General features: G+C 52.5%; 20 protein-coding genes and 1 pseudogene. 13 read left to right on the top strand and 8 right to left on the bottom strand.

The window, feature by feature from the left end; translation table 11 throughout:
* Nucleotide 1: 1 nt before the first annotated feature.
* From MW046_RS01760 to MW046_RS01715, 10 genes and pseudogenes are all read left to right on the top strand, one after another.
* The gene (locus tag MW046_RS01760) at nucleotides 2-1,012 is read left to right on the top strand and encodes a tyrosine-type recombinase/integrase (protein ID WP_247993854.1); all 1,011 of its coding nucleotides are present in this window, start codon (nucleotides 2-4) and stop codon (nucleotides 1,010-1,012) included.
* Between the two features lie 532 nt (nucleotides 1,013-1,544).
* Nucleotides 1,545-3,692 carry an N-6 DNA methylase family protein gene (locus tag MW046_RS01755; RefSeq protein ID WP_368411341.1) on the top strand — a complete coding sequence of 716 codons (2,148 nt, stop codon included), beginning with the start codon at nucleotides 1,545-1,547 and terminating at the stop codon, nucleotides 3,690-3,692.
* 31 nt (nucleotides 3,693-3,723) lie between these two features.
* Complete coding sequence (locus MW046_RS01750; RefSeq protein WP_247993852.1) at nucleotides 3,724-5,835, top strand: DEAD/DEAH box helicase family protein; 2,112 nt, start codon at nucleotides 3,724-3,726, stop codon at nucleotides 5,833-5,835.
* 2 nt (nucleotides 5,836-5,837) lie between these two features.
* Nucleotides 5,838-6,023 carry a hypothetical protein gene (locus MW046_RS01745; protein WP_247993851.1) on the top strand — a complete coding sequence of 62 codons (186 nt, stop codon included), beginning with the start codon at nucleotides 5,838-5,840 and terminating at the stop codon, nucleotides 6,021-6,023.
* A gap of 14 nt (nucleotides 6,024-6,037) precedes the next feature.
* Entirely contained in the window at nucleotides 6,038-7,990 is a 1,953-nt protein-coding gene (locus MW046_RS01740; protein ID WP_247993850.1) for an AAA family ATPase, read from the top strand.
* Between the two features lie 112 nt (nucleotides 7,991-8,102).
* Entirely contained in the window at nucleotides 8,103-8,405 is a 303-nt protein-coding gene (locus MW046_RS01735; protein ID WP_247993849.1) for a hypothetical protein, read from the top strand.
* Between the two features lie 98 nt (nucleotides 8,406-8,503).
* Nucleotides 8,504-10,726: a sensor histidine kinase gene (locus MW046_RS01730; protein ID WP_247993848.1), complete on the top strand. Its 2,223-nt coding sequence runs from the start codon at nucleotides 8,504-8,506 to the stop codon at nucleotides 10,724-10,726.
* A complete protein-coding gene (locus MW046_RS01725; RefSeq protein WP_247993847.1) occupies nucleotides 10,723-11,805 on the top strand; it encodes a hypothetical protein in 1,083 nt (360 codons plus the stop codon). Before MW046_RS01730 ends, MW046_RS01725 begins: the two co-directional genes overlap by 4 nt.
* A gap of 8 nt (nucleotides 11,806-11,813) precedes the next feature.
* Complete coding sequence (locus MW046_RS01720) at nucleotides 11,814-12,596, top strand: hypothetical protein (protein WP_247993846.1); 783 nt, start codon at nucleotides 11,814-11,816, stop codon at nucleotides 12,594-12,596.
* Between the two features lie 194 nt (nucleotides 12,597-12,790).
* Nucleotides 12,791-12,964, top strand: a pseudogene (locus MW046_RS01715) (IS5 family transposase); the annotation flags it as partial.
* A gap of 73 nt (nucleotides 12,965-13,037) precedes the next feature.
* On the opposite strand, the gene MW046_RS01710 reads toward MW046_RS01715, so the two are convergent.
* Genes MW046_RS01710 through MW046_RS01690 form a run of 5 tightly spaced genes read right to left on the bottom strand, consistent with a single transcriptional unit; the run spans nucleotide 13,038 to nucleotide 17,450 of the window.
* Nucleotides 13,038-14,282, bottom strand: coding sequence for an NRAMP family divalent metal transporter (locus MW046_RS01710; RefSeq protein ID WP_247993845.1), 1,245 nt, complete (start codon nucleotides 14,280-14,282; stop codon nucleotides 13,038-13,040).
* Between the two features lie 58 nt (nucleotides 14,283-14,340).
* The gene (locus MW046_RS01705; protein ID WP_247993844.1) at nucleotides 14,341-15,132 is read right to left on the bottom strand and encodes a PEP/pyruvate-binding domain-containing protein; all 792 of its coding nucleotides are present in this window, start codon (nucleotides 15,130-15,132) and stop codon (nucleotides 14,341-14,343) included.
* Complete coding sequence (locus MW046_RS01700) at nucleotides 15,129-15,677, bottom strand: histidine phosphatase family protein (protein ID WP_247993843.1); 549 nt, start codon at nucleotides 15,675-15,677, stop codon at nucleotides 15,129-15,131. Before MW046_RS01700 ends, MW046_RS01705 begins: the two co-directional genes overlap by 4 nt.
* Nucleotides 15,674-17,137: a PEP-utilizing enzyme gene (locus tag MW046_RS01695; RefSeq protein WP_247993842.1), complete on the bottom strand. Its 1,464-nt coding sequence runs from the start codon at nucleotides 17,135-17,137 to the stop codon at nucleotides 15,674-15,676. Before MW046_RS01695 ends, MW046_RS01700 begins: the two co-directional genes overlap by 4 nt.
* Nucleotides 17,127-17,450, bottom strand: coding sequence for a hypothetical protein (locus MW046_RS01690; protein WP_247993841.1), 324 nt, complete (start codon nucleotides 17,448-17,450; stop codon nucleotides 17,127-17,129). Before MW046_RS01690 ends, MW046_RS01695 begins: the two co-directional genes overlap by 11 nt.
* 151 nt (nucleotides 17,451-17,601) lie before the next feature.
* Between MW046_RS01690 and MW046_RS01685 the strand changes: the two genes are divergently transcribed.
* From MW046_RS01685 to MW046_RS01675, 3 genes are all read left to right on the top strand, one after another.
* Complete coding sequence (locus MW046_RS01685; RefSeq protein WP_247993840.1) at nucleotides 17,602-18,741, top strand: helix-turn-helix domain-containing protein; 1,140 nt, start codon at nucleotides 17,602-17,604, stop codon at nucleotides 18,739-18,741.
* Between the two features lie 224 nt (nucleotides 18,742-18,965).
* Entirely contained in the window at nucleotides 18,966-20,195 is a 1,230-nt protein-coding gene (locus tag MW046_RS01680; protein ID WP_247993839.1) for a hypothetical protein, read from the top strand.
* 33 nt (nucleotides 20,196-20,228) lie between these two features.
* A complete protein-coding gene (locus tag MW046_RS01675) occupies nucleotides 20,229-20,672 on the top strand; it encodes a hypothetical protein (RefSeq protein ID WP_247993838.1) in 444 nt (147 codons plus the stop codon).
* Nucleotides 20,673-20,680: 8 nt separating this feature from the next.
* Here MW046_RS01675 and fni read toward each other — a convergent pair whose 3' ends face one another.
* The 3 genes from fni to MW046_RS01660 all read right to left on the bottom strand — a co-directional run bounded on the left by fni (nucleotide 20,681) and on the right by MW046_RS01660 (nucleotide 25,039).
* Nucleotides 20,681-21,742 (bottom strand): type 2 isopentenyl-diphosphate Delta-isomerase, encoded by a 1,062-nt coding sequence (fni, locus tag MW046_RS01670; RefSeq protein ID WP_247993837.1) that lies wholly within the window; start codon nucleotides 21,740-21,742, stop codon nucleotides 20,681-20,683.
* Nucleotides 21,743-21,816: 74 nt separating this feature from the next.
* A complete protein-coding gene (locus MW046_RS01665; RefSeq protein WP_247993836.1) occupies nucleotides 21,817-23,064 on the bottom strand; it encodes a hypothetical protein in 1,248 nt (415 codons plus the stop codon).
* 271 nt (nucleotides 23,065-23,335) lie between these two features.
* Nucleotides 23,336-25,039 carry a ComEC/Rec2 family competence protein gene (locus tag MW046_RS01660; protein WP_247993835.1) on the bottom strand — a complete coding sequence of 568 codons (1,704 nt, stop codon included), beginning with the start codon at nucleotides 25,037-25,039 and terminating at the stop codon, nucleotides 23,336-23,338.
* Nucleotides 25,040-25,135 lie beyond the last annotated feature (96 nt).

The raw sequence follows: 25,135 nt of genomic DNA, 5'->3' as shown, positions 1-25,135 counted from the left end.
CATGAGTCTCAAACCGATCGACCCGGAAACTGCGCTCGACTTCTACCTCGCAGACCGACAAGCGGAGTTGTCGCAGGCGACGCTCTATTCGCACAGCTCCCGTCTTGGCCATTTCCTCCGTTGGTGCGATCAGGAAGACATCGAAAACCTCAACGACCTGAGCGGCCGACAGCTCCATCTGTATCGATTGTGGCGACGCAACGAGGGAGATCTACGGCCAGTCTCGGAGAAAACCCAGATGGATACGCTCCGCGTCTTCATTCGATGGTTAGAATCGATCGAAGGAGTTGAACGGGATTTAAGTACCAAAGTGCAGTCACCGACGCTTGCACCGACGGAGAACACACGCGACGTGATGTTGGATGCCGAACACGCAGAGAGCATTCTGACGTATCTAGAAAAGTACGAATACGCAACGCTTGCGCATGTGAGTATTGCGCTGATGTGGCACACGATGATGCGCATCGGTGCGGTCCACGCGCTCGATGTCGACGACTATCACTCCGACGATCGGTACGTTGTGGTCAGTCATCGCCCAAAAACGGGAACACCGATTAAGAACAAGGAACGAGGCGAACGGATGGTTGCACTCTCCGATCAGATCTGTGAATTACTAGACGATTGGATTGCTGACCGACGGCCGTCCGTCTGTGACGATCATGGACGACAGCCACTGCTCGCTACGCATTATGGACGGGTGAGCAAGTCGGTTCTTCGAGACTACGTCTATCAGTGGACGAGACCCTGTACATATGGCATACCGTGCCCGCATAACCGTGATCCAGCGGAGTGTCCGGCGACAGATCGTGATCATGCGTCGAGCTGTCCATCGAGTGTGAGTCCACACGCGATTCGTCGTGGAAGCATCACCCATTATCTTCACAAGGAAATACCAGAGAAGGCTGTCAGCGATCGAGCAAACGTCACCCAGAGAGTGATCGACAAACACTACGATCGGCGGACTGAACGAGAAAAAATGGAGCAGCGTCGTCGATATCTGGACGGTTTTTGAACGTACCGCGTGACAGGTCCCACCCGATCAGACGGATTTGGCAGGCAGTGTCGTGGATTGTATTTCGAAGAACGACGTTTCATACCTCTCATGGGAGTTTGGGGCGGGTCTCCGATGAATAGGATGAGAGTATCGCCCACCTTGCGTCGTTCACCGTCGTGTCGTAGTGATAGTTGAGAGCGGATCAAGCGTCGGCGCCGGGGATTACAGCCTATTCGGGATGGTGATCCCAGTTGGGTTGGAGGGACCGTTGGTTTGATCATGCATGCGATGGGGTAAGCTATGCCGACCTCGGTGGATTGAGTACGCCAATTCACGAGCTGGCGTCCCGACGTAGTTTTATTCACGGCGCGGTTGGAGGTGATATCGGATTCAGTAATCTGATCCACGAGCAGGTTGAGACGATCCCTGAACGGTCGCGGAAGCAGGTTGTTCAAGTGATTGGAGGGGAGATGGCTGTCTTTATCAACACTATCTTAATATGGGTGGTTCATAACAGTACTATCCAACAAGGATCCTTTCAAGTCTACTCATGAGCAAGGAAACAACTTTAATATCTGCCATCAGGGATGTTGCTGAGAATATTGATAAAAATATCGATGTCAATTCTGATCCCCAATTTTCTCACAAATTATCAGAATGGATGGAATCCCATGGTCTCACACGCGTCACCGATCCCGAGGGGACTGTTTGTCAGTTGGCTTGCTTCAACTGTTTGCTCAAAATCACACTTTACAAACTCTACCGTGATGCCGGAAAGGACCTTCAGCCACTTTCCAGTAATACAGATCTTTATTCATGCCTGACACATGCACATGCCGAAACTCAGGATCAGGCGTTTAAGGAGAATGTTCTCGACTGCCTCATCGAACCCGTCGGCGAATCTGTGTTTGCCCCACTACTTGAGGCACGACACCACCTCATTAACCGTGAGGCCTCCATTGACGAAGTAGGGCGTATCTTTGAATCATTGGTGCCACAGGAGGCACGACGCCGACTCGGCCAGTTTCGGACTCCGATGTATATTGCCGAATTCATGGCAGACTGGGCCGTCCAGCGGGGTGGTGACCAGGTTCTTGATCCCGGAATCGGGGCAGGCGTGTTGACCGCAGCGATGTACGACGCAAAACACACCGCCGAGGGAGACGCTCATGTCGATGAAATGTGGGGAGTAGATCTGAGTGAGTTGGCGACCGTGATGTCGTCGACTGCGCTGAAACTCACCAACGGGGAAGGATCACCAAACTTCATCCAGGACGACTTCATGGAGACAAGCACCGAAGGCCAACCACAACGGCCCGACCAGCAGAACCCCCACGTCCCCCCGAAAATGGACGCTGTTGTCTCCAATCCGCCGTATTCCCGAAGTCACGAGCTGAGTCGTGAGAAGAAGAATCGCATCAACCGTATCGCGGAAGACGAGGCTGGGATGGAGATCTCGCAGAAAGCACCGATGTATCACTACTTCTTCGTCCATGCGGCACAATTCCTGAACGCCGGTGGCCGTATGGCGTTCATCACCCCTGCCCGGTTCCTGGAAACGAACTACGGCATTACTCTCCGAACATTCCTACTCGATCATTTCGACATCCACGGGATGATCCTGCTGGACGGTGATATTCCAGTATTCGAGAATGTCGATACTGATCCGTGCATCACGTTTCTGGAGAAAAACGTAGACGAGGAGAGTAACTGCGCGACTACGTTCGTGCGAGCTGACAAGTGGCCAGGAGCAGAACCACTATTTGAGGCAGTGGGTGGCGATGTGCAGGGCAAAATGTCGTATGGGTTTGTGAATCAGGTAGCGCAACGCGAACTCATGCCCGAGTTCAACTGGACCGAGTACATCGATCCAGAATCAGTTGACGCCATTCCCGGCCTGAAGCCGTTCCGGGAGATCGCTGATATCAAGCGTGGTATCGCAACCGGAAAAAATGACTACTTCTGTCTGACACAGGCCGAAGTCGACGAATGGGGGCTTAACGAGGAGTATCTCGTCCCCTTGATTCGGCGAACGAAGGGCGTATCAGATTATGACCTCCGAGAACACGAGAACTGGAAGCAGTGGCTGCGCGACGGGGATGAAGCGTGGTTGCTCTACTGTTATGACGAGGACGGCGAACCAATCACCGACATTGACGACCCGGAGTTACAGGCATACCTGGAACACGGTGAAGAGAACGGAGCCGCCAACAGCTATCTCGCGCAAAACCGGACGCCATGGTACGTCGTCGATCAACGGGACGCGGCATCCATCCTCGTCACCTACATGAGCAAAGACGGCTTCCAATTCATCCACAACAAGGCGGGTGTAGTCAGTCTCAACAATCTGCACAACGTCTTCCTCGACGGATATGAGGATACGGAGGTTGAAGCACTGCTCGCCTATCTGAACAGCAGTGTAGCGAACGCTATCGCCAAACGGAGTGGCCGCACTTACTCCCGTGGACTGCACAAGATTGAGCCGAACGAGCTGAAGGACCTCCCCATTGTCGACCCTGACGACCTGTCCACGGGAGAGGCGACGGCATTGTCCCGGAAGTTTCGGGAGGTGTGTGAGGCGTCCCGGGATAACGACAGGAACGTCGACGCAGAGATGCAGGAACTTGATGAAAAAGTAATCGAGGTGATTAGTCCCGGACAGCAGACGTTAGACCTTCCTCGGCGGGGAACGGATTAAGGTCTTTCATGTAGAATATAAGCCCGATTAGATGGGGATCCGAGATCGATCGTGGAAAGGATATTACCCAGGACACCATGACCATTTACGGGATGTCTTTATCCCAGCACTGGAGAATAGTATCCAGTACGACCGAATTACGGGCGATTTCAGCTCTGCAGTACTCTCAATTTTTGCGGAGGGGCTGGAGACCTTCGTCAAGAACGACGGCGTGATGAGGATTATAACCGGTGTCGAGTTGTTTGAGGAGGATACCGACGCGATTGAGCGCGGGCAGGCCGATGACGTCCTGATTGACATAATTAACTGGGATGCGATCAGGGACGGATACTCGGAGGCTGTCTCAGAGGCATTGGCGTGGCTGGTTGCCGAAGGACATCTGGATTTTAAGCTCGGTGCAGTCCGTGATGAGGAAGGGAATGTCCGTGGCAACGAATACGGTGCGTGGCACCAGAAGCTGGCGATTTTTACGGATACTCAGGGTGACAGCATCTCGATTGTCGGCTCGCCGAACGAATCATTCAAAGCTCTCCGACGGAACCGCGAGTCGATCAGCGTCAACCGGAGCTGGGTATCAAACACGGAGGAGAAATGGGATGAACAGCGACGGGTTTCGAGCCACCGCGAGGAGTTTGAGCAGTTGTGGTTTGACGATGCACTGGACTCCATAGTGATGAAACTGCCGGAGGCGATCGAACGGGACCTGCTGCAGTTCAAGCCCGATACGGAACCGGACTGGGAAGTGGTCGTGGCCCAGATCAACGAGGAGCTCCAGGAAGACGATGACGGCGGAGCGGAACTTCCCAATCCATACCCATATCAGCAGCGCGCAATCGAGCGGTTCAAAGAGAACAGGAACCGAATTCTACTGGAGCACGCCACTGGCGCAGGGAAGACGTGGACCTCTCTGTTCGCGGCACGTGATATCGCAGCACCGGATAGTGTCGTCATCGTGCTAGCACCGACGACGGATCTCGTTGAACAATGGGATAATCAGGATAATATCGGCCAATTCTTCCCAATGTCCCGCGTCATCCGGTGTGTCGGCGAGAACCCGAGCTGGCGGAAAATACTATATCAGGCGTTAGTCTCGGATCAGTCTACGCCCTTGATTGCTGTCTCAACGATGCATCCGACGACGATGGGGGACCTGTTCGATATCGTGTCGGATCATACTCACCCAGAGCAGCGGGTTCTCATTGCCGATGAGGTACACAACGTCGGAGCGGAACAGCGCCGGGGCATTCTCCGTCAGTTCGACGCGGCTGGGGGCCGCCTCGGGCTTAGCGCGACACCGGAACGGGATGATGAAGGTGACCAGTTCATAGAGTCCTATTTTGGATCGATGCGGGATGTAATCCTGCTTGAAGAGGCGATTCACGACTACGAGGTGCTAAGCGAATACCGGTATTACGTACATATAGTTTCTCTGACTAGATACGAACGCGATGAGTATCTCAAGCTGTCGAAGCAGATTATGGACATGTATCAGAAGCATCAGGAATACGACGACCAACCGTTGCTGGAAACGGCGGATCAGCACCAGCCGCTCCGTGGGAAGATCATGAAGCGAGCGAATATCGCCAAGGAAGCAACTGCGAAGGATTCGGTGGTCACCGATATTATTAGTGATGCTGGGAAGAAGACGATGATTTTCTGTAACACCCGGGCACATGCACGGCGAGTTAAGCGGGCGATCGACGAGAACTCAACTCGCCGTGTTGGGCTATTTTTTGGGAGCCTTTCCCCGGAAGATCGAGATAATTTCCGGGAAGACTTCGAGAACGGGACGATTGATACCTTGACATCGATCGATGTTCTGACGGAAGGAGTCGACATTCCGCAATGTGATTCTGCCATTTTAATATCAAATTCATTATCATATCGAGAAGCGGTCCAGCGACGGGGACGCGTCCTGCGTAAGTCCGAGGAGGATCGAAAAGCAGTTATCCATGATTTCATCACACTTCCCGTGTCTCAGGAATTACTTGAGAACGGCGATACTGACCTCTCAGGGTATGAAATCAGTCTAATCGAGAAGGAAATCAATCGTGTGCGGCGAATGAACAAGGAAGCATATAACTGGGAGAGGAATGACCTGATACTTATTAGGTTGCAAAATGCATTAGCGATGTACCAATAAGCATGCCGAGCCTAGATCCTGATCTGGAGCGTCTTATCGATGAAGAGATTTCCGACCTGAGTGAGCAGAATCTCCTGAAGAATATCCTCGACTGGCAGGTTGATAAGATCCAGCAACCCCGGTACGGGAAGCTGGATCAAATGGACGAATACACCGAGGAATATCTCAACGACGCGGAGGACGTGTAATCACAGGAGGAACGATGCAACTTCGCCATATTGAAATCACTAATTTCAGGCCGTATCGGAATGTCGAGGTCGATCTGGTGGATACGGACGGCCATATTCACATTATTGAGGGGCCACAGGGCGCCGGGAAGACGAGTTTCCATCGTGCGGTTCAATGGGGATTATACGGTGGTGAAGGCCCAACAACGAACTACAAAACCAACTGGAATGAAACTGCTCGGGAGAACGGCGACGAGCGGATGGGAGTCCGAATAAAGTTCGAGGAAGAGGGCCGCGACCACATCCTGCACCGAGAGATCGATCGGTTCAATCAAGATCGAAAGGAGGCCCACGAGAAACGGGTGCTCATTATCGACGGCGATACCCGGCGGGAAGGCGAAGACGCGGATGAGTACATCCGTGACCTGCTGCCTGAGCAGCTGAAGGATTTTTTCTTTCTAGATGGGGAAATAATCCAGAACCTGATCGATGACGACACAGGGGTTGAGGTGAAAGATGATATAGAGACTGTCTTGAAACACGAGGCGATCATCAACGCCCGAGAGGATCTGCAGTCCTTAATCAAAGACCGGTACGAGCCGGAACGGGACCGGATCGAAAACGAGCGCGATGAGCGCAGCGAACTTGATGATCGTATCAGTGAACTACGGGAGGAACGTCGGGAACTTCGAGAGCGCCGTGAGGAACTACGTGAGGAACGGCAGGAGGTCGCCGACGATATCGAGGAGACCCGGGGGGAACTGGAGCAGTACAACGAGGAACTGATTGATGAGCTAAATACGTACGATGAAGAGATACGAAATCTGGAACGTGAACAGCGTGAGACTGCGGAGAAGATGAAGGAAGCTTGGGAGGATATCCATGTCGGAATCCTGTCTGAGCCGATCGCAGAGGCACGAGAGCAGCTACGGGAGCAAGAAGAACACTACGAAAAGTTGCGGTCGACACTCCAGAAGCAGGATATCGTCCAACGGTTACAGCGACAGGTCCAGAAGGAAGGTGAGTGCCCGATCTGTGGCAACGATCACGTTCAGAAGGTCCCTGATGTCAACTTCCAGGATGAAGTCGAGGAAACAGAGGTCGAGCTGACCCGAAAGGTTACGGACTGTCGGGAAAAGCATCGGCGGTTATCAGATGCGCCGCGGCCGAATGTTTCCCCAGTAAGGGCGGCAAACCGGGTGCAGGAACTGCGAGAAGATATTCGGACGAAGGAGCAGGAACAGAATGAACTGTTACAGGAATATGGTGGGCGGCCACAGGAAGGGCAGAAGGAGCAGTACGAGGAGATGCTGCGGAGTCTGAACCGGAAACAGGAAGAACTGGATGATGAGTGGAACGATGTTCGTGAACGGACTCAAGAGCTAGACAACGAGATTGAGCAGAAGAGGAATGAGAAACAGCGGAAGGATGGGGAGCAAGCGTACAAGAGGATTCGGGCGAAGATCAAGGCAGCCGAGATGGCAATCGATCATCTCGACACGATCCGGCACGAGCATATCCAGCAGAAACGGGACAAGATCAAGCAAGAGATGAATGCGGTGTTTGAGCAGGTATCGCAGTCGGAGTTTATCAAAGGTCGATATAGGGGCATTGATTTTCGGGGCGATCCCGGGGAAGAGGACTCCTTCGTACTGGAACTGATCAAGCAGGGCGGAGAACGGAAGGCTATGGATGATCGGCCGCCATCTGCTGGTGAGGCGCAGCTCACAGCACTCAGCTTCATTTTCGGGCTGAATGAATGGGCTAAGTATTCGACAACGATTGTCTTTGACACGGTGGCTGGGCGGCTGGACCTACAGAACAGCAAGGCGCAGGGTGACTTCTTCACCACACTAGATGAAGGCCTGATTCTGTTGGTGACGGATGCAGAGCTGCAGAAGCTGTGGCCGGCGATCAAGACGGATATCGGGAAGCATTATCGGATCAGGCCGGATGAAGAGATGAACTCACAACTGGAGGTGAAGTAAGATGCCGAACGGGAGTTTCGACAATATCGAGGGAGGATTCACGATCCGTGCGAGTCGTGATGCGTGGGAGACGGTTCGGAGGAATATCTTTGAGGAGTTCCAGGGCGAGGACGTGAGCATCAATACGGGCCGGGTTGTGGATACAGCGATAGCTGTCGGGGTTGCGGATGAGAAGATGCTGGAACCTAGCGGACCAGATCCGTATCGGACGTCGACGGAGTCAGTGGACCCGTACGATGTTCTGAAAACGTTGATCGAAATCCGTCACCCGGATCGGGACGCAGACAAACTGCAAGAGGCGATGATTCGTTATTTCGAGGGCGGTCTGCAGGTGATCTCAGGTGAGATTGAGGAGAATGGGTATTTTGACTATGAAAAGTATCTACCAGAAGATATTTCTGGTTTAAGATTATAAACTATACACCATTAATCAATGAATGCGGATAAAGGTGGCTTGGTGTAATAGATTTCAATAATTTATTAGCCATGACTATCATAGTATAAGCAGCTACCGTGTCTGAGTCCCAGCAAATCATCAAACAGGAGCAAACTCGATTCACCAGCGACAGCCAACTTCTGTCCGAGTTGGGTGAACGTCTGATCGCCACCAGCCATGTCGCACTTGCCGAACTAATCAAGAATGCCTACGACGCCGACGCAACCCGGTGCAATATCTGGATTAACGACAACAACAGCGCACTCATAATCAAGGACAACGGCCATGGAATGACTGAGGCGGAATTCAAAGACTTCTGGATGACTATCGCTACCTCAAATCGGGACAGAAACCCCACATCGCGGCGTTACAGCCGGGAAGTACAGGGGTCAAAAGGCGTCGGCAGGTTTGCTGTCCGGAACCTTGGACTGTTCCTAGAGCTCCGGACTATTGCTTACTACGAGGAAGCGGACGAGTATCGCCGCCTCATCGCCAATTTCGACTGGGAAGCGTTCGAGAGTGGGACTGGCCTTCAAGAGATGGAAGTTAGCTACCGGATTGAGGCCAGCGCAACAGCAGAAGAGGAGGGCACGACACTCCGCATCTCCGACCTGCAGGACGAGTGGACCGAGGAAGAACTGGAGGAAGTCTCGGCCAAAGTCCTCGACATCGTATCGGCACCGTATGAATCTTCACCTTCGGAAATCGAGGGAAGTGACGATGAAGACCCTGGATTCAACGTCTACTTCGCCCCACCCGGGAAGGGCTCCCCGCGAACCAGCGTTGCGCAGGAAATCTACGAACGATACGTTGCTAAGGTAGAAATCACCGTCGACGGTCAAACCTTAATATACGAGTACGACTACGAAGGCGGCGAGTCCCGCACCTACAAATACGAACTGGATGAGAACCTCGTCGGCGATATTGAAGGCGAAATTCGGTGGATTCCACGACGGAAAGGTGTACTAGCCGGGATGCGGACTGCGGACGGACGAAAGGCCCGTAGCTGGCTGAGCGAGAACGGCGGCATCCGAATTGTCGATAACAACTTCCGCATGCCCCCATACGGCGATCAAGGAGATGACTGGCTCGGTCTATCCCAAGCGCAGGCCCGCCGCTCGCGGAACTGGGAGTCACCCATAACCGAGGCATTATTCCCGGAAGGCGAACGGAAAATCACTGAAAGCCAAGCCATGCTCCAATTACCGCGGAAAGTTCAGGTGCTTGGAGCTATCCACGTCTCCAGCTACCGGTCTGAGGAGATTGCCAGTACAGTGATGAAAGATCGGCTCATGCCGTCAATGGACCGGCAAGGCTTCGTCGAAAACGACGCCTACGAACAGCTCGTTGATATCACGCGGGGGAGCCTCGAAATCCTCGGTGTTATCGACCGACTTGAGGAGCAGAAGCAAAAGAAAAAGAAGGCTGAAGAGAAGAAAGACAAGACCACGTCCACAATTAGCTCGACCAAAGAATTTGTACAGGAGAGCGACGATATCGGGGAAGCAACACAACAGGAACTACTTGACCAAGTCGAGGATATTGAGATACAGGTTGAAGAGCACCATGAGGCCGAGAAAGAGGCCCGGGAAGCCGTTGAATCGATGAACTTACTCGGAGTCGTGTCCGCGTTCATGAGTCATGAGACAACCCTGATCTTGGACTCAGCGAAGGACATGCTCGATCACTGGAAGCAAGTACCACCGAAGGACCGCAGCGACGAGTTCCAAGACCGGATTGAGCATACAGAACAGGCAGTGGAGGATTTCGAGACGCATCTGAGTTACTCCCAGGCGTTCGTCGAACAGATCTCATCCGGATCTGACTCCAGTTTCAAGCCCAAGCCACAAGTGAACATGATTATTGAAAAGTTTGAACGGTACACCGAGCGACGGGAGATAGAGGTGGAGAACGCGATCAGGTTCGGACTAGAGACGCCCGAGGTGAATGTTGGTCTCTACAGCGGTGTTCTGATCAATTTATACACGAACGCTATCAAGGCCGTCGTCGAGGATTCGATTGGTGACGACGGTCGTAAGATCCGATTTGAAGCCGAAAATACGAGTGACTGGCATAAGGTGCGAGTGATTGATAATGGCGTCGGCATCTCAAAGGAAGAACGGACACGCATTTTCGAACCGATGTACTCCACGACAGATGTTGAAGGTCCGACTAGTGTTGGATCTGGGCTCGGACTGTATATCGTCAAACAAGTCGTGGAGCGTGTTGGTGGTAAGATATCACTCGTCGACTCACCGGATGAGTTTGAAACCGCCTTTGAGGTGAGGCTAACACGATGACTGCGTTCGATGACAGAGTACTTGTGTTCGAGGATATCGACGAGAATTTTAAGGATATTCGAGCACCTCTCGAAGAGGAATTATTGGATGAATTATCATTACAGCGATTCGATCACGATACTCCATTTGATACGGATGGGGTAATGGATGAACTGGAGAATCGGGTCAAAAGTCCACATTTCCCGTTACTTATTGTTCTTGATTATGACCTAACAGCAGCAAGTAATCAAGTCCGGAGAGAACACGTCCGCCAGCTCTGTGAAGACCACGATCTACCGCTTTGCATTTATCACCGGATCGATAGTGGACTAGAAGATGAGCGCCGCGTCAAAGTATATGAAGAAGATAGAATCAAAATAAATCCTAGCAAGGGGCCAGAAGAAGTCGCTCGCGACGCAGCGAACATTGCCAAAGGATTCAACCAGATCAGGAATTCATTTGCAGACGCGCTCGGAACAGAGTCCCAACCTGCCATTCCAGAGATTTTGGACGCTCCGCGCGGTGTCCGCGGGAAACTCGATCAATATTCTTGGGGGAATCCTGGTGCATTGATGGGCGGTGGACCGGATATGAATCGTGATGATCTCATCCGCCGGTCGACCACCCATCTGGGGTATTGGATACACAACGAACTCCTCGAGTTTCCGGGGGCCCTACTGAACCCGATCGCCTTGGCCGCTTATCTTAATGTCGATCACGAATCGTTCTGCGAGGCTCTGGCATATCAAGAGCCGTTTAACAACGCCCTGTACGAGGGGCCGTTCTCGGAACTCGGTCGGTGGTGGTGGACGCCGAAGGTCGACAAAATCCGAGCGGAACATATGACCGACACCGACACGGAGATGCCATTGGGCCAGACCATATTCCGGCGATTGGAGTTACCGGAGATTGAGCAGGCTGTCTGCCATGACGGTGAATCGGAGAATCACGAAGATGCCCGGTATTACTGTATCATCAAGGAAAAATCGGTGTGTGAGGAGCATTCGAAGAATCCCGAGGGCTGGATTCCGATGGGTGCCACCCGGTCACGGATTTCGCGGGATGAACTGGCTCGACTGGAGCCCTGGACACTAAGTTAATATCTATTATGCCCGGAGAAATCGTTGATCTGGACAGCGAAGACTTGTATGAGATTAAAATAGCGTACAAGTCGTTTTGGAATCGGTTCAAGGGTTCCCAAGGGATCAAAGCTGAGGGAAACTCCGACAACATCAACGTCTCGAAATATGAAGGAAAACTCCAGGTTGAGGTTCCAACCTATTTCAAGATCAGTGGACTGCAGTACCGTCGGGACAGGCCTGACGACCTGTTCGATATCTGTTTCCGGCCTGAGCTGACTATCCGTGGCCGAGAGCATGATGATGGCATCCGATATGAGATTGACAAGTCGACTACACGGGTGTCGTATCTCCGGAGACAGAGTGACCGGGAAGATGATGGTCGGTTCCCAGCAGAGATCAAACAGGGGATGCACTACGACTTCGAGTCGGAGCCAGACGCACGGCACCCGATTTTTCACGTACAGTATGCACCGACAGCGATTGGCATCGGAGTGCTCAATCAAGAGTACCGGATTACGAATGAGGACGAATTGTTGGAAGAGTATCCTGACTTTCCCCGGATACCGTCGCCGCCTATGGATTTCGTCGGCATCCTGTACCTGATTATCAAAGATCACGAGCAGGCCGAAAACGCAACGTGGCCGAACAAGGTGTTGACCTCTCTCGAAAATCTCCCAACCTTCCCAAAGGGATGTTTCGATCCGAATCCACAGTCCGGACGTGAGATGATCCCAGAGTGGTGGTACGTCCACGCCGATGGAGGTCCCCATATTCCTGATGGGATTATTGACATGCGGTGTGTGGACTGACAGAGTCGATCTCTGGAACGAGGAGTGGTACAGATCGACCAAGTGGCCGGCTTGGGTCAATGGTTCGGTGCACTGTCGGTTGTACGTGAGAAACGCTATGAGCGTTCTGACTAACAGCAGCTTAATGAAAAACGGCGGCAATCCGTCGAGGATCCACAGCCCACTAACCACGACCAAGACGCCAAAGCTGAGCCAAACATTGTGTCCATGCACCGTACGATTACGCCTACAACGCTCGGATCGATGACGATCTCTACGGACAGCGAGCGATGACAGAAACCGTCAACACCTTCGTCAAGCGCTCGCTCGACACTGCTGGGCGAGCGCGGGAATGGTACTAGGAGTTCCGTGAGACCGTTCTTATATGAATATTCTATAATATTAAGTATATCGTCGAACAGTGAAATCCATTGTCTTACAGCGATTCAAGGAGTCAAATATTCATATCCAATGAATGATCTGTCCGTGAAGACCCTGCGCTGTTAGCAGCCCTAGCACGAACATCAATCCAACGAGGAGAGCGAAGTAGATTCGAAGCAACAGCGGATGGTCGAAGAACTTCCGGTTTGCGAAATAGAGTGCAAGTGCGGTGATCGGTAACCCGATGAGACCGTTCACAGCAGGCATCACGAGGGCAAGACGAACCGTACTCATATCGGTGACTTCCAACAGCAGGATTGCAAAGATGACCGATAGGACAATCAGTGCTTGGACGATCCGTCGAAACAGATAGTCACCGAAAACGGTCGTGTATCCCCACGCCTGCGGAACCAGGAACCCGGCACCGAACAGCGTTCCGGTTGCTGAGGTGAACGACGCCAGAAACACCGCGAAGACGAACACAGTCAGTGCTGTTGACCCAAGTATCGATGCCAGTGGTGTACCAGGACTGGTAAGAGTTGGTGTGCCTGGTTCTAAGACTGCCGCCGAAACGGAGATAACGGCTATGCTGAGAAGGATAACAAAGGTGATTCCAACGAAATTATCCCGTCGGTATAAGGCCATCTCTGTCCATCCCTTCGTGGGGCGGATACTTGACTGGATAAAGAAGTTCGGGTAGTAGACTGTTGTCCCAAACAGCCCGACGATGGTCACCAGATATCCAATGTCGCTTGTCAGTGCTGGGACCAGCCCAGTTGCAACCTGCTGTACCGGGAGATTGATCCCGAAAACGAGAACAAGGTAGATACCGAACACAGCAAATATGAGTGTCGTGATCGCAGCCTCAATACGGTCGTACACCCGAAGTTCAAGAATGGCGATCCCACTACCAGCAGCAAGTATCATCCCGAGATAGGTATTGTTGATCGGTGTCAACCACACGAGTGCAGTGCCTGCCACCGCGTAGTTCGAAATCGCCCAAAAATGCATGATAAACGCGAGTCCGACGGAGACGACCTTGGACGGACCCGTCCCGATCGTATTGCGGATGTACTCCATGAGCGGTTTGTCAATCGTGGCAAGTCGGCCGGACATTTCGTGCATACCCATGTCGACGAACAACGCAAGCGGTAACGTCCACAGGAGAGTGAAGCCGAAATTCGCTCCAGTATTCGAAAGGATGTATACCGAGCCAGCTCCGAATACGTTCGCTGAAAATAACAGACCAAGTCCGTAGGCGTCAATGATGGCTTTCGATCGCTGTACTGGAAGCCACGAGGGGAAACGCCACCAATTCGAGATCATGCGTGCTGATTGGACATTCGTCGTTGGATTCGGCCAGTAGTATTGGTTATCAAACTGCTCATGTCGTGATAGGACGGGCTTGCAGGATGAACACCGTTCCATCCCGTACGGCCCATTCGATATCTGCTTGGTAGCTAAGCGCTTTCTCGATGCCCAGACATTGTTCAGCGATGCGTACGACCGTGCTATCGGTAACAACCTGCCTCTCTATGGCTGATTCTCGGTCGATGAGTCCGTCCTCAGTCAGCGCAGTCGTATACTGTTGCACTGAGACATCTTTCGTTACCAGCTCCCCGTCTTGGGAGACAACGAAGCGATCGGGTGTCACATCATCTTGTTCCGAGTAGCCGATACCAGCAGCTGCCTCGATAACCACCGTATCATCGTCCCGGACTGGATGGGTTGTGAAACAGACTCCGCAGGCATCGGCATCTACTACTTCCTGAACGATGACACCAAGCCGAATCGTCTCCGGATCAATTCCGAACGTCTGGCTGTACGTTGTGACCCTGGTGGAATCAATGAAGCTGTAACAGCGCTCAACTGCATCCAAGACATCATCAGGCGGTACGATGAAGCTCTCAAACAGCCCAGCAAAGCTGTTTGCTGCTCCATCTTCGATGTTGGCGCTGCTCCGGACAATAACTGGAGTAGATCCTCGGGACCGCGCCCACTCCTCAACTCGGTCACCGATCCTGTGGAGATGGCCGTTGTGAGAGAACTGTGCCTCCACAGCGATCCCGTCCGGAACGGTATACCCTTCTTGGATAAGCCTGGCGAGTGTGGTGGCCTTCCCTCCGTACTGCTCGACGGCGTTCGGGTTGACATCGGCCAAAGAGACGAGACTCATGTCTCGAAGACCTCCACCAACTCAGCTCGATCTACTTCGATGATCTCCCCGAAACCAAGCTCTTTCCAGAACGCAAGCGGTTTCTCATCTCGGCACTGCGAAAAGAGCACAGACAAGAAGATTCCGTGAGAAACGGCCATCACTCGGCCTTCATCCGGACCAACTGTATCGAGGAACGTTCTGATGCGATTCTCGACATCAATCCTGTCTTCCCATTCGAACGGCACGGTCGGGTTCCTAAGCAGTTCACCGACCATGCGCACGTACTCATCCGGATCCTCGATGAAGCCCTCTCCGCTCCTGTCGGCCTCTCGAAGCGCATCCACCGTTCGACAGTCGATATCTTGCTCCGCAGCGACGGCCTGGGCCGTGTAGCGGGCCTTGTGCTCTGGGCTGGAATACACCCTCGTCAGTCCGTCGATGGTGGGACTTTCGAGTAGTTTCTGCATGGCTATTTCGCCGTCTTCAGTCAGTTCCCATTCAGAGACGGGTTTCTCTTCGTCGATCTGTGTCTCGAAATGACGGAGAAAAACGATTCGTGTCATATTTGATCACCCAGCACCGTTATTTCGCCCCCATCGGCATCAACACGGACGCGTTTCCCGCCTTCAAGCAGTTCAGTCGCCTTTTCGACTCCGATGAGACACGGGATGTCCAGCTCTCGACTGATGACTGCGGCGTGGCTTAGGATTCCACCCTCCTCCGTCACGATAGCACCGGCCCGTTGCATCGCGTTGATGAGGTCAAAATCTGTGCCCGGTGCGACCATGACATCGCCGAGATTCATTCGATCGTTGTCGCTGCTATCTCGAACGACACGAACCACTCCTTCGTATGTCCCAACCGAGGCACACTCGCCAGCTAACACACCGGTAGCGTCGTCTTCGATGGCAAACGATGCGTTTGTATCGACGAGTTCGTTGCGGGTGAAGACCATACCAACCTTTCGCGACGCTATCGTTTCGTCATCGATCCGTGAGCCGTTGTCCAATAGCTTGCACAGCTCCGTAAGGAAATACCAGTTGAGTTCTTCACGTGGCACACCGGATCGTTCACTGATTTCGTTGAGGAGTTGCTCTCTGTACTTCGTGCTTTGGCCAAGCAATGCCTTGTTTCTGTCACGAAGGGTTCCGACGCTGGCCATCAACTCAACAAGCTCTTTCAACTGCTCGTTGTGGTCGATCTTCGATAGATATTCCTCCCGTCGATGAGCAGCCCGCTTGTCAGCTGCTTCGATCTGCTGAAGGGTGGTCTCGATATGTGCGATCCCTTTGTCCGCGAGATCGTTATAGCGTTCAACGTAGTACTCGAATTCGTATGGCTCGGCTCCGTACGCGCTATGAATGTATCTGTACTCCTCGAAATGATCACGGACAGCAGTAACAGCGTTTCCGTCTCCCTGTTCGATGGTGTCTATTCCCAGTTCAAGACCGTCTTTGACCAGTTCGTAGAACGCTTGCTTCTCTTCAACACCAACGGTCAACTTGTCTGCATAGATGAGTGTCGACTTGGCTTTATTGAACTCCTCTTCATCGTCGAATTCCCTTTCAAGAAGGGTATCGATCGCCCCATTCAGTGCGTGTTCTATCTGGACGTGATTGACTGTGTAGAGTTCGGTCAGCGGGACGAACTGGATATCAATGAGGGCCATAGCGAGTTCCTCGTTATCCAGCTCTGTGATGTCTGCCGTCTCCATCTCCTCAAGGAACCGATGGAACCTCTCTTTCGGTCGGTCGAGGTATGACTGCAAATTGTCAATAACCGCTTGGTCTTTCTTAAGAAATCGTTTTCCGAACCATTTCCCCATGAATTCCCATTCATCCTTCGGAGCGTAGCTGGTGACCTGCTTTCCCTCCGTCGCTATGACCGTGTTCTTGAATCGGAGACAGTTGATCTCTGGGTGGTATCTATTGTAGAGTTCATGGAGAAATTCCATGCCAAGAACCGTCTTGACAGTCCGGAAGTTGATCTGCTTCCACTGTCTTTCACGAGTCTCACCCAGCATAGTACACCTCCTCGGCGAACTGTTCAAGTGCCGATCCAACCAGAACCGAGACGCGAGTACAGCGTACACAGCGAAGCGGCTGATCCTGAAACTCGTGAGGATCGCCTTTCAATGGATTCGGGTATTCACTGCCAGAACAGACGAACGCGAAGTAGAACGCATCGTCTGTCGTCGAGTCGAGTCCGTGCTTAATCGTGAAGTTTGGGCAGTACTGCTCGTCGACAAACTGTGCTATATCGACCTTGTGTGTCTCATTGTTCGGTTGGTCCTGTTGCATCTTCTCTACCGCTCGTCGCCTTTCAATATCGCACATCTATACTAGCTTTATTCGAAGTAGAAGATAAATATTTGGGTATAAGGTATAGTATTGGTGCTAGTAGACATAATTTTCATATGTATCGGGCTTCTATGTGCATGCGATGGTTTGCCAAACGTACAATAGGAGAATGTGAGTCACCCTGGCCATGCCTCATCCGAACACTACTGACCGACCAACACCCGTAATCGTTGCTACTGGGGAGATTCTGCGGACACTGACACCACCAACACTGGCGTCGCTTCTCGTTATGTACGATACCACAACCGAGGATCAGGCCGAGATCGCTGCGGCTATCGGCCGGACCCAATCAACCGTTTCGTCTTACATTCGATCGTTAGCGTCGCTTCCCGTTCCACTTATAGCAAAGCGAGGATCTCGCTACACCGTCACGGATGCCGGAGAATCCATCATCGGCCTGATTAGCGGGATGATGGATCGACTAGGCTGTGATCTTCATGCTGTTGAGTGGCAGGAAGAGGCTGACAAAGACGCAGTCGCAGGAATGCTTACCCCCTTGCACGACTCTCGGAGTACACTCCCGTTTTTACTCCTCGATTCGTTGTATGAACGGAGTGATCTTGATGGACTTATCGGAACACCGCAGCCGGTGTGGATCGATGATGTCGTCTCAGATATCGATACGCGACGGCAAGAGCGAGGTGAGAGTGTAACGACAAAGCAGGTTCGGCAGGCGGTCCAACGCTTCAATGAGGCGGAAGTGCTTTCGTTCGATGGGAGCCAGATCGAACTCACCGAAAAAGGGCAGGAACACGTACGGTTGTTTCATGAGATCACCCAGTTACTCCGTGAACAAGATAAGATCAACGTGAGTGACGGAGCTGAGGGGAATGCTCTAACTGCGGGTAACGATACTAAAAACCGTAGTGAATCAGGTGAAAGCCATCGTCTTCCGACTGGAGAGGATGAGCACTCTCACCGTCAATCTGTTACGGGTGATATTACCAATCAGTTCCAGCCACAGGGATTCAGTGGTGGTCAGCCGCAACCTACGGGCAAGAGAAATATACAGGAATCACCGACAGTCGTGCTTGGGTACTGTGTGACTCGTGAGGACACAAATGATACACCACATGATCAACAGGAGGTACAGCCTATACTACCGATCAGGGAGATGACAGCTGAAGAACTACTCGCACGGCTGAGCCGAATCGTTGATGAGCACGATACGAGCAGACAGCTGACGCCGTACTGGCTGCTTGATGTGGACTCCGGTGTGTACCCATTGGGACCGGTCGAAGAGACCGAGAATCAGTCCCACAACTGATGACCACCAGAGACTCTTCGAGAACTATCACGATCGAACTCGGTCCGACGTTTGGTCAGGCGTCTACCGACATCACCCGAATTCGAAACAGCCAGACCAGTTGGCTGGGTGAACTGATCGAGACCAAAAAGCCGATTTTCACTATTGAGATGCCGCTTGAGATAGCTGGAGTAGCTGTACATCAATCAACGAAGCACCAGACATCTTCACACGCTGCTTCATCGATGCTAACGTTCGTCCCCACTGGTGAGCCGACTATCAAGGGAACCACACCTGATGTCCACGTTCGTGGTGCGCTAGGGATGCACGGCCATATGGGGATGAGTGTAGACTCCTTATCCCGATCAATGCTCCTCACCGATATCGACGAGCGGGCACTCATTGACCTGATCCACAGCCGGGCCACTGTTGATGCCGAAAGCCGTGATGCTCTCCGCCAGGATCTTCTCATACCGGGGCTGTACGAGTCGTTCGATGACACTGTCGCGACGCAAGCAGCGACTCTCCTCAAAGAGAACATCCGCCGGCATGAACGTGAGCACGTGCAATGTTTATTAGATCCCGACACCGCCCTGTGGAAGGAATTCGAATTGTACTATCGGTCTATTCTCGTCGGGGCAGAAGCACGCACATGGACCGACATGGAGTTCCTTGATCGATTAGCAGTGCTGTATACAACACCGAGTCGATTCATCGTTGAGTTGCTGGCGATGTTGACCGAGGACTATACGATGGCTGATCCAGCCGTCCAACGGGCTGTTGAATCTCGTGTGACTGCTCTTCGAGGAACTGAAGCGACACTCTGGCGACTCATGAGGAACCACGACGTTGAGTTCGATCAGTTGGACAAAACACTCCGATCACCCGTCAGTGAGCAATACTGTGATCTTTGGTTGGTTTATGTTATTCACGAGCTTCGTGCGGGACGATCGCTACAAGAGATTACCGCTGATGATTTTCACCACACCTGTTCACCGGCGGCGGCGCCTCACGATGCAATCGTTTCCGATACCGAGACACGGACCATGTACGTTGATCTTCTGCACGAACGACTTCGGGGGCCGGTCATCGAAGTCGTTCGACTCAAACTTGTTGAGGGCACGTTCACACTCGAACGAGCCTGGTACTCACTGAATCCTAACGTGGCCACTGAGGACAGTCTGATCGCTGTGCGACGGGCTCTGTTTCGACGACAGTTTCTGACCGCGTTCGGGAACGAAAGTGGACTTGGTCGTATTCGATCTGAACGAGAGGCAGAGATTGAAAGAATTATCCGAGGAACACCGCTCGCTGAAAGCTCTGTCTTCGCCTTCTCTCTTCCATCCTCAGATGACATTGCCCAGTGCTTGCCAGCGGCGTGTGAAACCGCCGCCACGGCTCTCCTTGGGGAGAACGCAACAGTAGAAGAGCTTACCGCGTGGTTAAACGATCCTCAGGCTGCATTTCCAGAATAACTCGTTCAAATACACCAGATGGAGGACACGGTGATGACCGAGAAGCAATCCACGAGACAACGTACAGAGGACGAGAATTCACAGATTGAGGCCGCAAGTCGACGGCGATTCCTGAAACACACTGCTCTCTGTGGTGTCGTCGGACTGCTCGATGGGCCTCGTCTGGCCCAGTCTGCGACTCCAACAGATGCGACCTATACTAGTTCTCCGGCGAACCATACCCCGTGCCACGATCAGAACGATGAGAAGATGTTGCGTATAACGGGAATGGGTGATGATATCAACTACTACCATATCGAAACAGAACAGACAATTATGACACGACCGGAGCCCGACGACAGATCCACAAGAGATGTGACCGTCATTGAGGGAGCCGTTCGTCAAAACGAAACTGATGGGCACCCGATCGAAGGATGGGTGACAACCGTGCGTACGAACGGGAGTGTTACATACACTGTTGAGGCCCGTATTGAGTAGGGAGATACTCAGAATTGCTCAAGGAATTCCTTCGTTCGGCCCACTACTGCGTAGTCAGTCTCCTGTAATGCGTCAACTGATACTGCTCCGGAGACGAACATAGCTGTTCGGATCTCTGCGATGGTATCCTCAATAAGATCTACAACAGCGTCAGCACCTGTTGTCGCTGGTTGGAGGAACGGTTTCGCCATCCCGCCAGCACATGCACCCAGTGCGATTGCCTTTGCGATGTCCAACCCTGATCGAACGCCTCCACTTGCGACCACGCAAGGATGGACAGCAGCTGCACGGGCTGTACTCACCGCGGTTGGAATGCCCCAGCTCTGAAAGCGCTTCCCGATCTTGGCATGGCGATTCGCTCCGGCTGCGCGCGCACGGTAGGCCTCGATACCAGACCACGTCGTTCCTCCTTTCCCAGCAACGTCAAGAACATCGACACCAGCTGCGGTGAGTTGACTGGCGGTTTCCTCGGAAATTCCGTTGCCGGTTTCCTTGACTATCACAGGAACGCTCAGATCAGACGCGATGATCGAGATTTGTTCCAAGCAACCTCTCGCGTCAGTATCACCCTCCGGCTGAGCGGCCTCTTGGAGGAAGTTCAGATGGATCGCCAGTGCGTCAGCGTCGATCATCGATACAGCCTGTTCGACACCCGAGACACCGTACTCCGAAAGCTGTGCAGCACCGATGTTTCCGTAGATGAACGCATCAGGTGCCACATCTCGGACCACAGTAAACGACTCCATCAACTCATCGTTATCGGGGTTCTCAAGCCCGGCACGTTGGCTCCCAACACCCATCGCAATGCCGGTTCTCTGTGCGGCTTTGGCCAACGAACGATTGATCTTGGTCGTATTCGGATGGCCGCCAGTCATGCTTTCGATGATCACCGGCGCAGTGAGGTCTTGACCACAGAACTCAACCGATGTATCGATGTGGTCTTGATGCAATTCCGGAAGCGCTTCGTGGAGTAGTTGCACATCTGAGAAACCGGTCCCAGAAGTCTCGACATCTTCTCGGAGAATAATATCGATGTGATCGTCTTTCCGGTCAGAAGTCTGGTGTTCCATCTCCTATGGTTAGAGAGATGGAACGCTTCAACTGTTTGGTTCTGCGGACGTGTTTGGTTGTCATACATCTGATACTACCGCCAACGATCAACCGCTTCAAACCAATCAACAGAATCCCTCCACGTGATACTTTGACGTTCCTTTCGAAACTGAGCTGGTTTCATATCATCGAAGGATTCGGGGGCCAGTCGGTGTAACATTTCCATACATCGCTGATACACTGCCTCATCTTCGTGGTATCGGCCACTTTCAACGATGCTGACTCCGATCAATGCAGCAGCTTCTGAGACAGTTTCTCTCTCAGTGAGGGTGCGTAATTCTCGGGCGTAGTTTGACAGGGTGAATAGATACTCAACCATATCTGTTAGTCCCGCTGGTTGGTCAGTGTTCGTAGGTGAGGACAAACCAAATTGTTCAGCCACCCACCCAGCATCATACTGTAACTCATTCGGCGACGTCTCGTCTGCTCTACTTGCATCTAACGTATTGATAACACTCTCTATTTCTGCAACAAGGCGCTCAATGTCATACGTACGTGCCTGTCGATGGATCATGTCGAAGTCAAATATGTCTTGATAGTTCGGAATAGCGAACGACGGAGAAAGCATAAACCAGTCGTTATGCTGTACTCCAGCGATCTCGGTCGTCACCCGACTCGTGACGGAAAGAAGGTCTTGTGTTTGTGAAATCATAGATGTATTAATGCCTACAGTCCGTCTGACGGGTTCTAATGCTGCTATCTCATCGGTATCAATACTGGGACGACATCGATCAGTACCCGGTCCAGACGATTGGGTAGCGGATGAGAGAAAGTCATCGATAATCTCATACTGGGAGCTACAAATGACCCCCCGAACATCAAGATTCAACTGCTGTTGGGTCTGTTGGCGAATAGCAAGCGCAGCCATCCCTTTATTGAGTGTTTTCTCGTTCCGTCGAACTGGATTACTCGTGCCGCGTTTTAGCTTTCGTTGTTGGTGTTCCTCATCTGAACGGAGATCAACAAACGAGCTAGTTTCCTCACCAATTGCTTCACGGAACGGTTTTTGGTACGCTCCTCGACCATAGTCAATCCACTCATCAAGTGCGTCCACTGCCAAACGGTGATGAACGTCTTCTGGAGTGTTCCTCAGTAGTGCTTGAGTCCGTTGAAGCGACCGTTCTTGGGTTACTGGTGAATGAAACGTTGCGTAATCGACCAGTTGAATCACATCGCGCCGACGTAATTCATCGAATGCCATAGTGAGATAAAGTCCTTTCAGATTCCCCGCCGCAGCTTGGAGTGTCCGTGCTCGAAGCCGATCATAATCGTATCGGTCCATTAGGATTACGGGAAGCATCTCGGCAGAAAAATGAACAATAGTCGGGATGTTAAGAAGAGCAGTTGTAAAGGACACCCGCGGGGGGAGGAGATAGGCTGGTCTGTGTACCATTATCTGAACAGTATACATTTATACTATAATAATTTTTTCTATGATGTTTGAGATGACGGGCGTGATGAAATCAGAATGCAGATGTTCTGAAATGCGCGTTGGAAGAGAATAATGTGGGGAGTGTACCGATACCAACGGCGAGTGTTCGTGTCCACTACCGTTAGAGTGAGAATCCACTCTCATCGGAGCGATCTCTGCTGGAATCTTGTTCCTGATGTGTCGATGTAGAACGCGTCTGGTCGGACGTGTGGGCTGTCGGTTGCGCTTGCTCTTGAGTCGTTTCCTTTTCTCTGGTGGTTTTGGCGTGCTCTTGATCCGTCGATTCTGTCTCTTCCGTCGTCGTCTCCGTGTCAGTGTCCGCCAGCGAGGAGGCTGTTTCCGAAAAGCGTGCGCGTCGGATTTCAGTCGGCTGGGTATCGCCCGTATCGGAACTGATAGCCGCGGTGAGACGATCGAGCAGACCTGGAGAGGAGATTTCCTGTTCAAGCGTCCCGACATGAGCCATCAGGTCCTCAACCTGTTCGGTGAGTTCGGTGACCTCGGCTCTCAGCACGGCGTTTCGCTGTTCGTAGGCGGCAATCGTGGCATCAATATCATCTGACTGCTCGGCGTCGCCGTCCTGTGGATCGGCCTCAGCCTCACTGGGGTGTGTGTCTGCGTCTGTGGACGGACGATCATGTCCCTCATCTTCGGTGGGGTCCGGTTCCTCTTCTCGGTGGTCGACTGTCGTGTCCTTCTGGGACATCCCATCGCCAGTGGTTTTACCATCCCAGAGTGAACCAACAGCCCCAGTGAGACGCTCAGTCAACCCTGTATCGGTTTCATACTCCTGTTCGAGGTCAGTCTTCGTTTCATGGAGTTCGTCGCGAGTCTCTTCGAGTTGGTATTTCTCCGCTTTGAGATCTTTCCGTTCGGTTTCCAGCTCATGGAGTTCCTCGATTTTCTCCGGATCAATCGTGGACTGTTCAGTGACGAGCGAGACCTCATTCACCCACTCGGGTGTCTCTTCAGGCAGCTCCGAGCGCGTGATTTCCTCAATCTCGGCGAGAGCCTCCTGGTCGAGATCGTTCTCCTGCCCGTAGTATTTCAGCGCGGCGATGTCGGCCGCGTCGGTGGTTTCGATCGTGGTGTCGTGATCGAGTGTGATGTTCTCCTCTTCGACGGTCGTGTCTACCGTTCCGTGGACGGCCGTCCAGTGAACATCGATCTCCCGCTCGTGGAGGCGTTTGAGGGTTTCGTCGTGTGGGTGACCGTCATACTGATTCTTACTGGTGTAGTTGTTGTCGAGCCCGCTCGAAATCACAACGTGCGCGGGATCGACCTCGTTGAGAAACTTCTCACCCGTTGAGTTCTTTGAGCCGTGGTGACCGAGAAACAGGATGTTGGTGTTCAGATCCACGTCGCTGTCGGATTCATCGTGCTGTTCGACCAGCCAGCTTTCGGCATTGTGAGCACTCTCATCGCCTACATCGCCCATAAACAGTCCCGAAACGCCGTTCGGACCCTCAAACTTACAGACGACGCCGTTACCGTTCGCCTTTTCCGGCTTGAGCGTACACCAATGGCCAGAGGTCTGGCTCGTCGTCTCAACCGTCTTCGCGGTTGCTGGAGGGGAGAGAGCTGTGAGGGTGGTGTCTTCCTCTTCGAGTATTGGGTCGCCCTCAGTGAGCTGGTTGATTTCATTGGGTTCGATCCCGTGATCAGATAATGCCTCAAAATATGCACCTAATACGGCCCTTTTGACTCGACCATCCTTTCCAGTCTCGTATCGAATAGCGCTTGGTTGATATGCTTGATCGATGGTGTAGCCGGTATCTTTGAGCACCCGAACACCATCAACGTGGTCATCATGGATATGTGTCACCGCAAAATGATCGATTGTCTGTGGCTCAGTTCCATCATCTGTAACTCGATCAGCGAATATCTGATCTAACCCATCTGCGATCTGTTCCTCGTCAGC

Origin of the sequence: Halocatena salina, from assembly GCF_023115355.1 — an archaeon.
GTDB lineage: Archaea > Halobacteriota > Halobacteria > Halobacteriales > Haloarculaceae > Halocatena > Halocatena salina.
Note: the sequence above shows the minus strand (reverse complement) of the source record. Positions and strands in the feature narration are given on the sequence as shown.

What these genes read in the sequence shown, in the direction of transcription:
- MW046_RS01695 (WP_247993842.1), bottom strand. Translation starts at nt 17,137, where the DNA reads ATGCTGGGTGAGACTCGTGAAAGACAGTGGAAGCAGATCAACTTCCGG.
- MW046_RS01665 (WP_247993836.1), bottom strand. Translation starts at nt 23,064, where the DNA reads ATGGACCGATACGATTATGATCGGCTTCGAGCACGGACACTCCAAGCT.
- MW046_RS01750 (WP_247993852.1), top strand. Translation starts at nt 3,724, where the DNA reads ATGGGGATCCGAGATCGATCGTGGAAAGGATATTACCCAGGACACCAT.
- MW046_RS01740 (WP_247993850.1), top strand. Translation starts at nt 6,038, where the DNA reads ATGCAACTTCGCCATATTGAAATCACTAATTTCAGGCCGTATCGGAAT.
- MW046_RS01720 (WP_247993846.1), top strand. Translation starts at nt 11,814, where the DNA reads ATGCCCGGAGAAATCGTTGATCTGGACAGCGAAGACTTGTATGAGATT.
- MW046_RS01755 (WP_368411341.1), top strand. Translation starts at nt 1,545, where the DNA reads ATGAGCAAGGAAACAACTTTAATATCTGCCATCAGGGATGTTGCTGAG.
- MW046_RS01700 (WP_247993843.1), bottom strand. Translation starts at nt 15,677, where the DNA reads ATGACACGAATCGTTTTTCTCCGTCATTTCGAGACACAGATCGACGAA.
- fni (WP_247993837.1), bottom strand. Translation starts at nt 21,742, where the DNA reads ATGGAACACCAGACTTCTGACCGGAAAGACGATCACATCGATATTATT.
- MW046_RS01705 (WP_247993844.1), bottom strand. Translation starts at nt 15,132, where the DNA reads ATGAGTCTCGTCTCTTTGGCCGATGTCAACCCGAACGCCGTCGAGCAG.
- MW046_RS01745 (WP_247993851.1), top strand. Translation starts at nt 5,838, where the DNA reads ATGCCGAGCCTAGATCCTGATCTGGAGCGTCTTATCGATGAAGAGATT.
- MW046_RS01685 (WP_247993840.1), top strand. Translation starts at nt 17,602, where the DNA reads ATGCCTCATCCGAACACTACTGACCGACCAACACCCGTAATCGTTGCT.
- MW046_RS01690 (WP_247993841.1), bottom strand. Translation starts at nt 17,450, where the DNA reads ATGTGCGATATTGAAAGGCGACGAGCGGTAGAGAAGATGCAACAGGAC.
- MW046_RS01725 (WP_247993847.1), top strand. Translation starts at nt 10,723, where the DNA reads ATGACTGCGTTCGATGACAGAGTACTTGTGTTCGAGGATATCGACGAG.
- MW046_RS01680 (WP_247993839.1), top strand. Translation starts at nt 18,966, where the DNA reads ATGCTAACGTTCGTCCCCACTGGTGAGCCGACTATCAAGGGAACCACA.
- MW046_RS01675 (WP_247993838.1), top strand. Translation starts at nt 20,229, where the DNA reads ATGACCGAGAAGCAATCCACGAGACAACGTACAGAGGACGAGAATTCA.
- MW046_RS01760 (WP_247993854.1), top strand. Translation starts at nt 2, where the DNA reads ATGAGTCTCAAACCGATCGACCCGGAAACTGCGCTCGACTTCTACCTC.
- MW046_RS01710 (WP_247993845.1), bottom strand. Translation starts at nt 14,282, where the DNA reads ATGATCTCGAATTGGTGGCGTTTCCCCTCGTGGCTTCCAGTACAGCGA.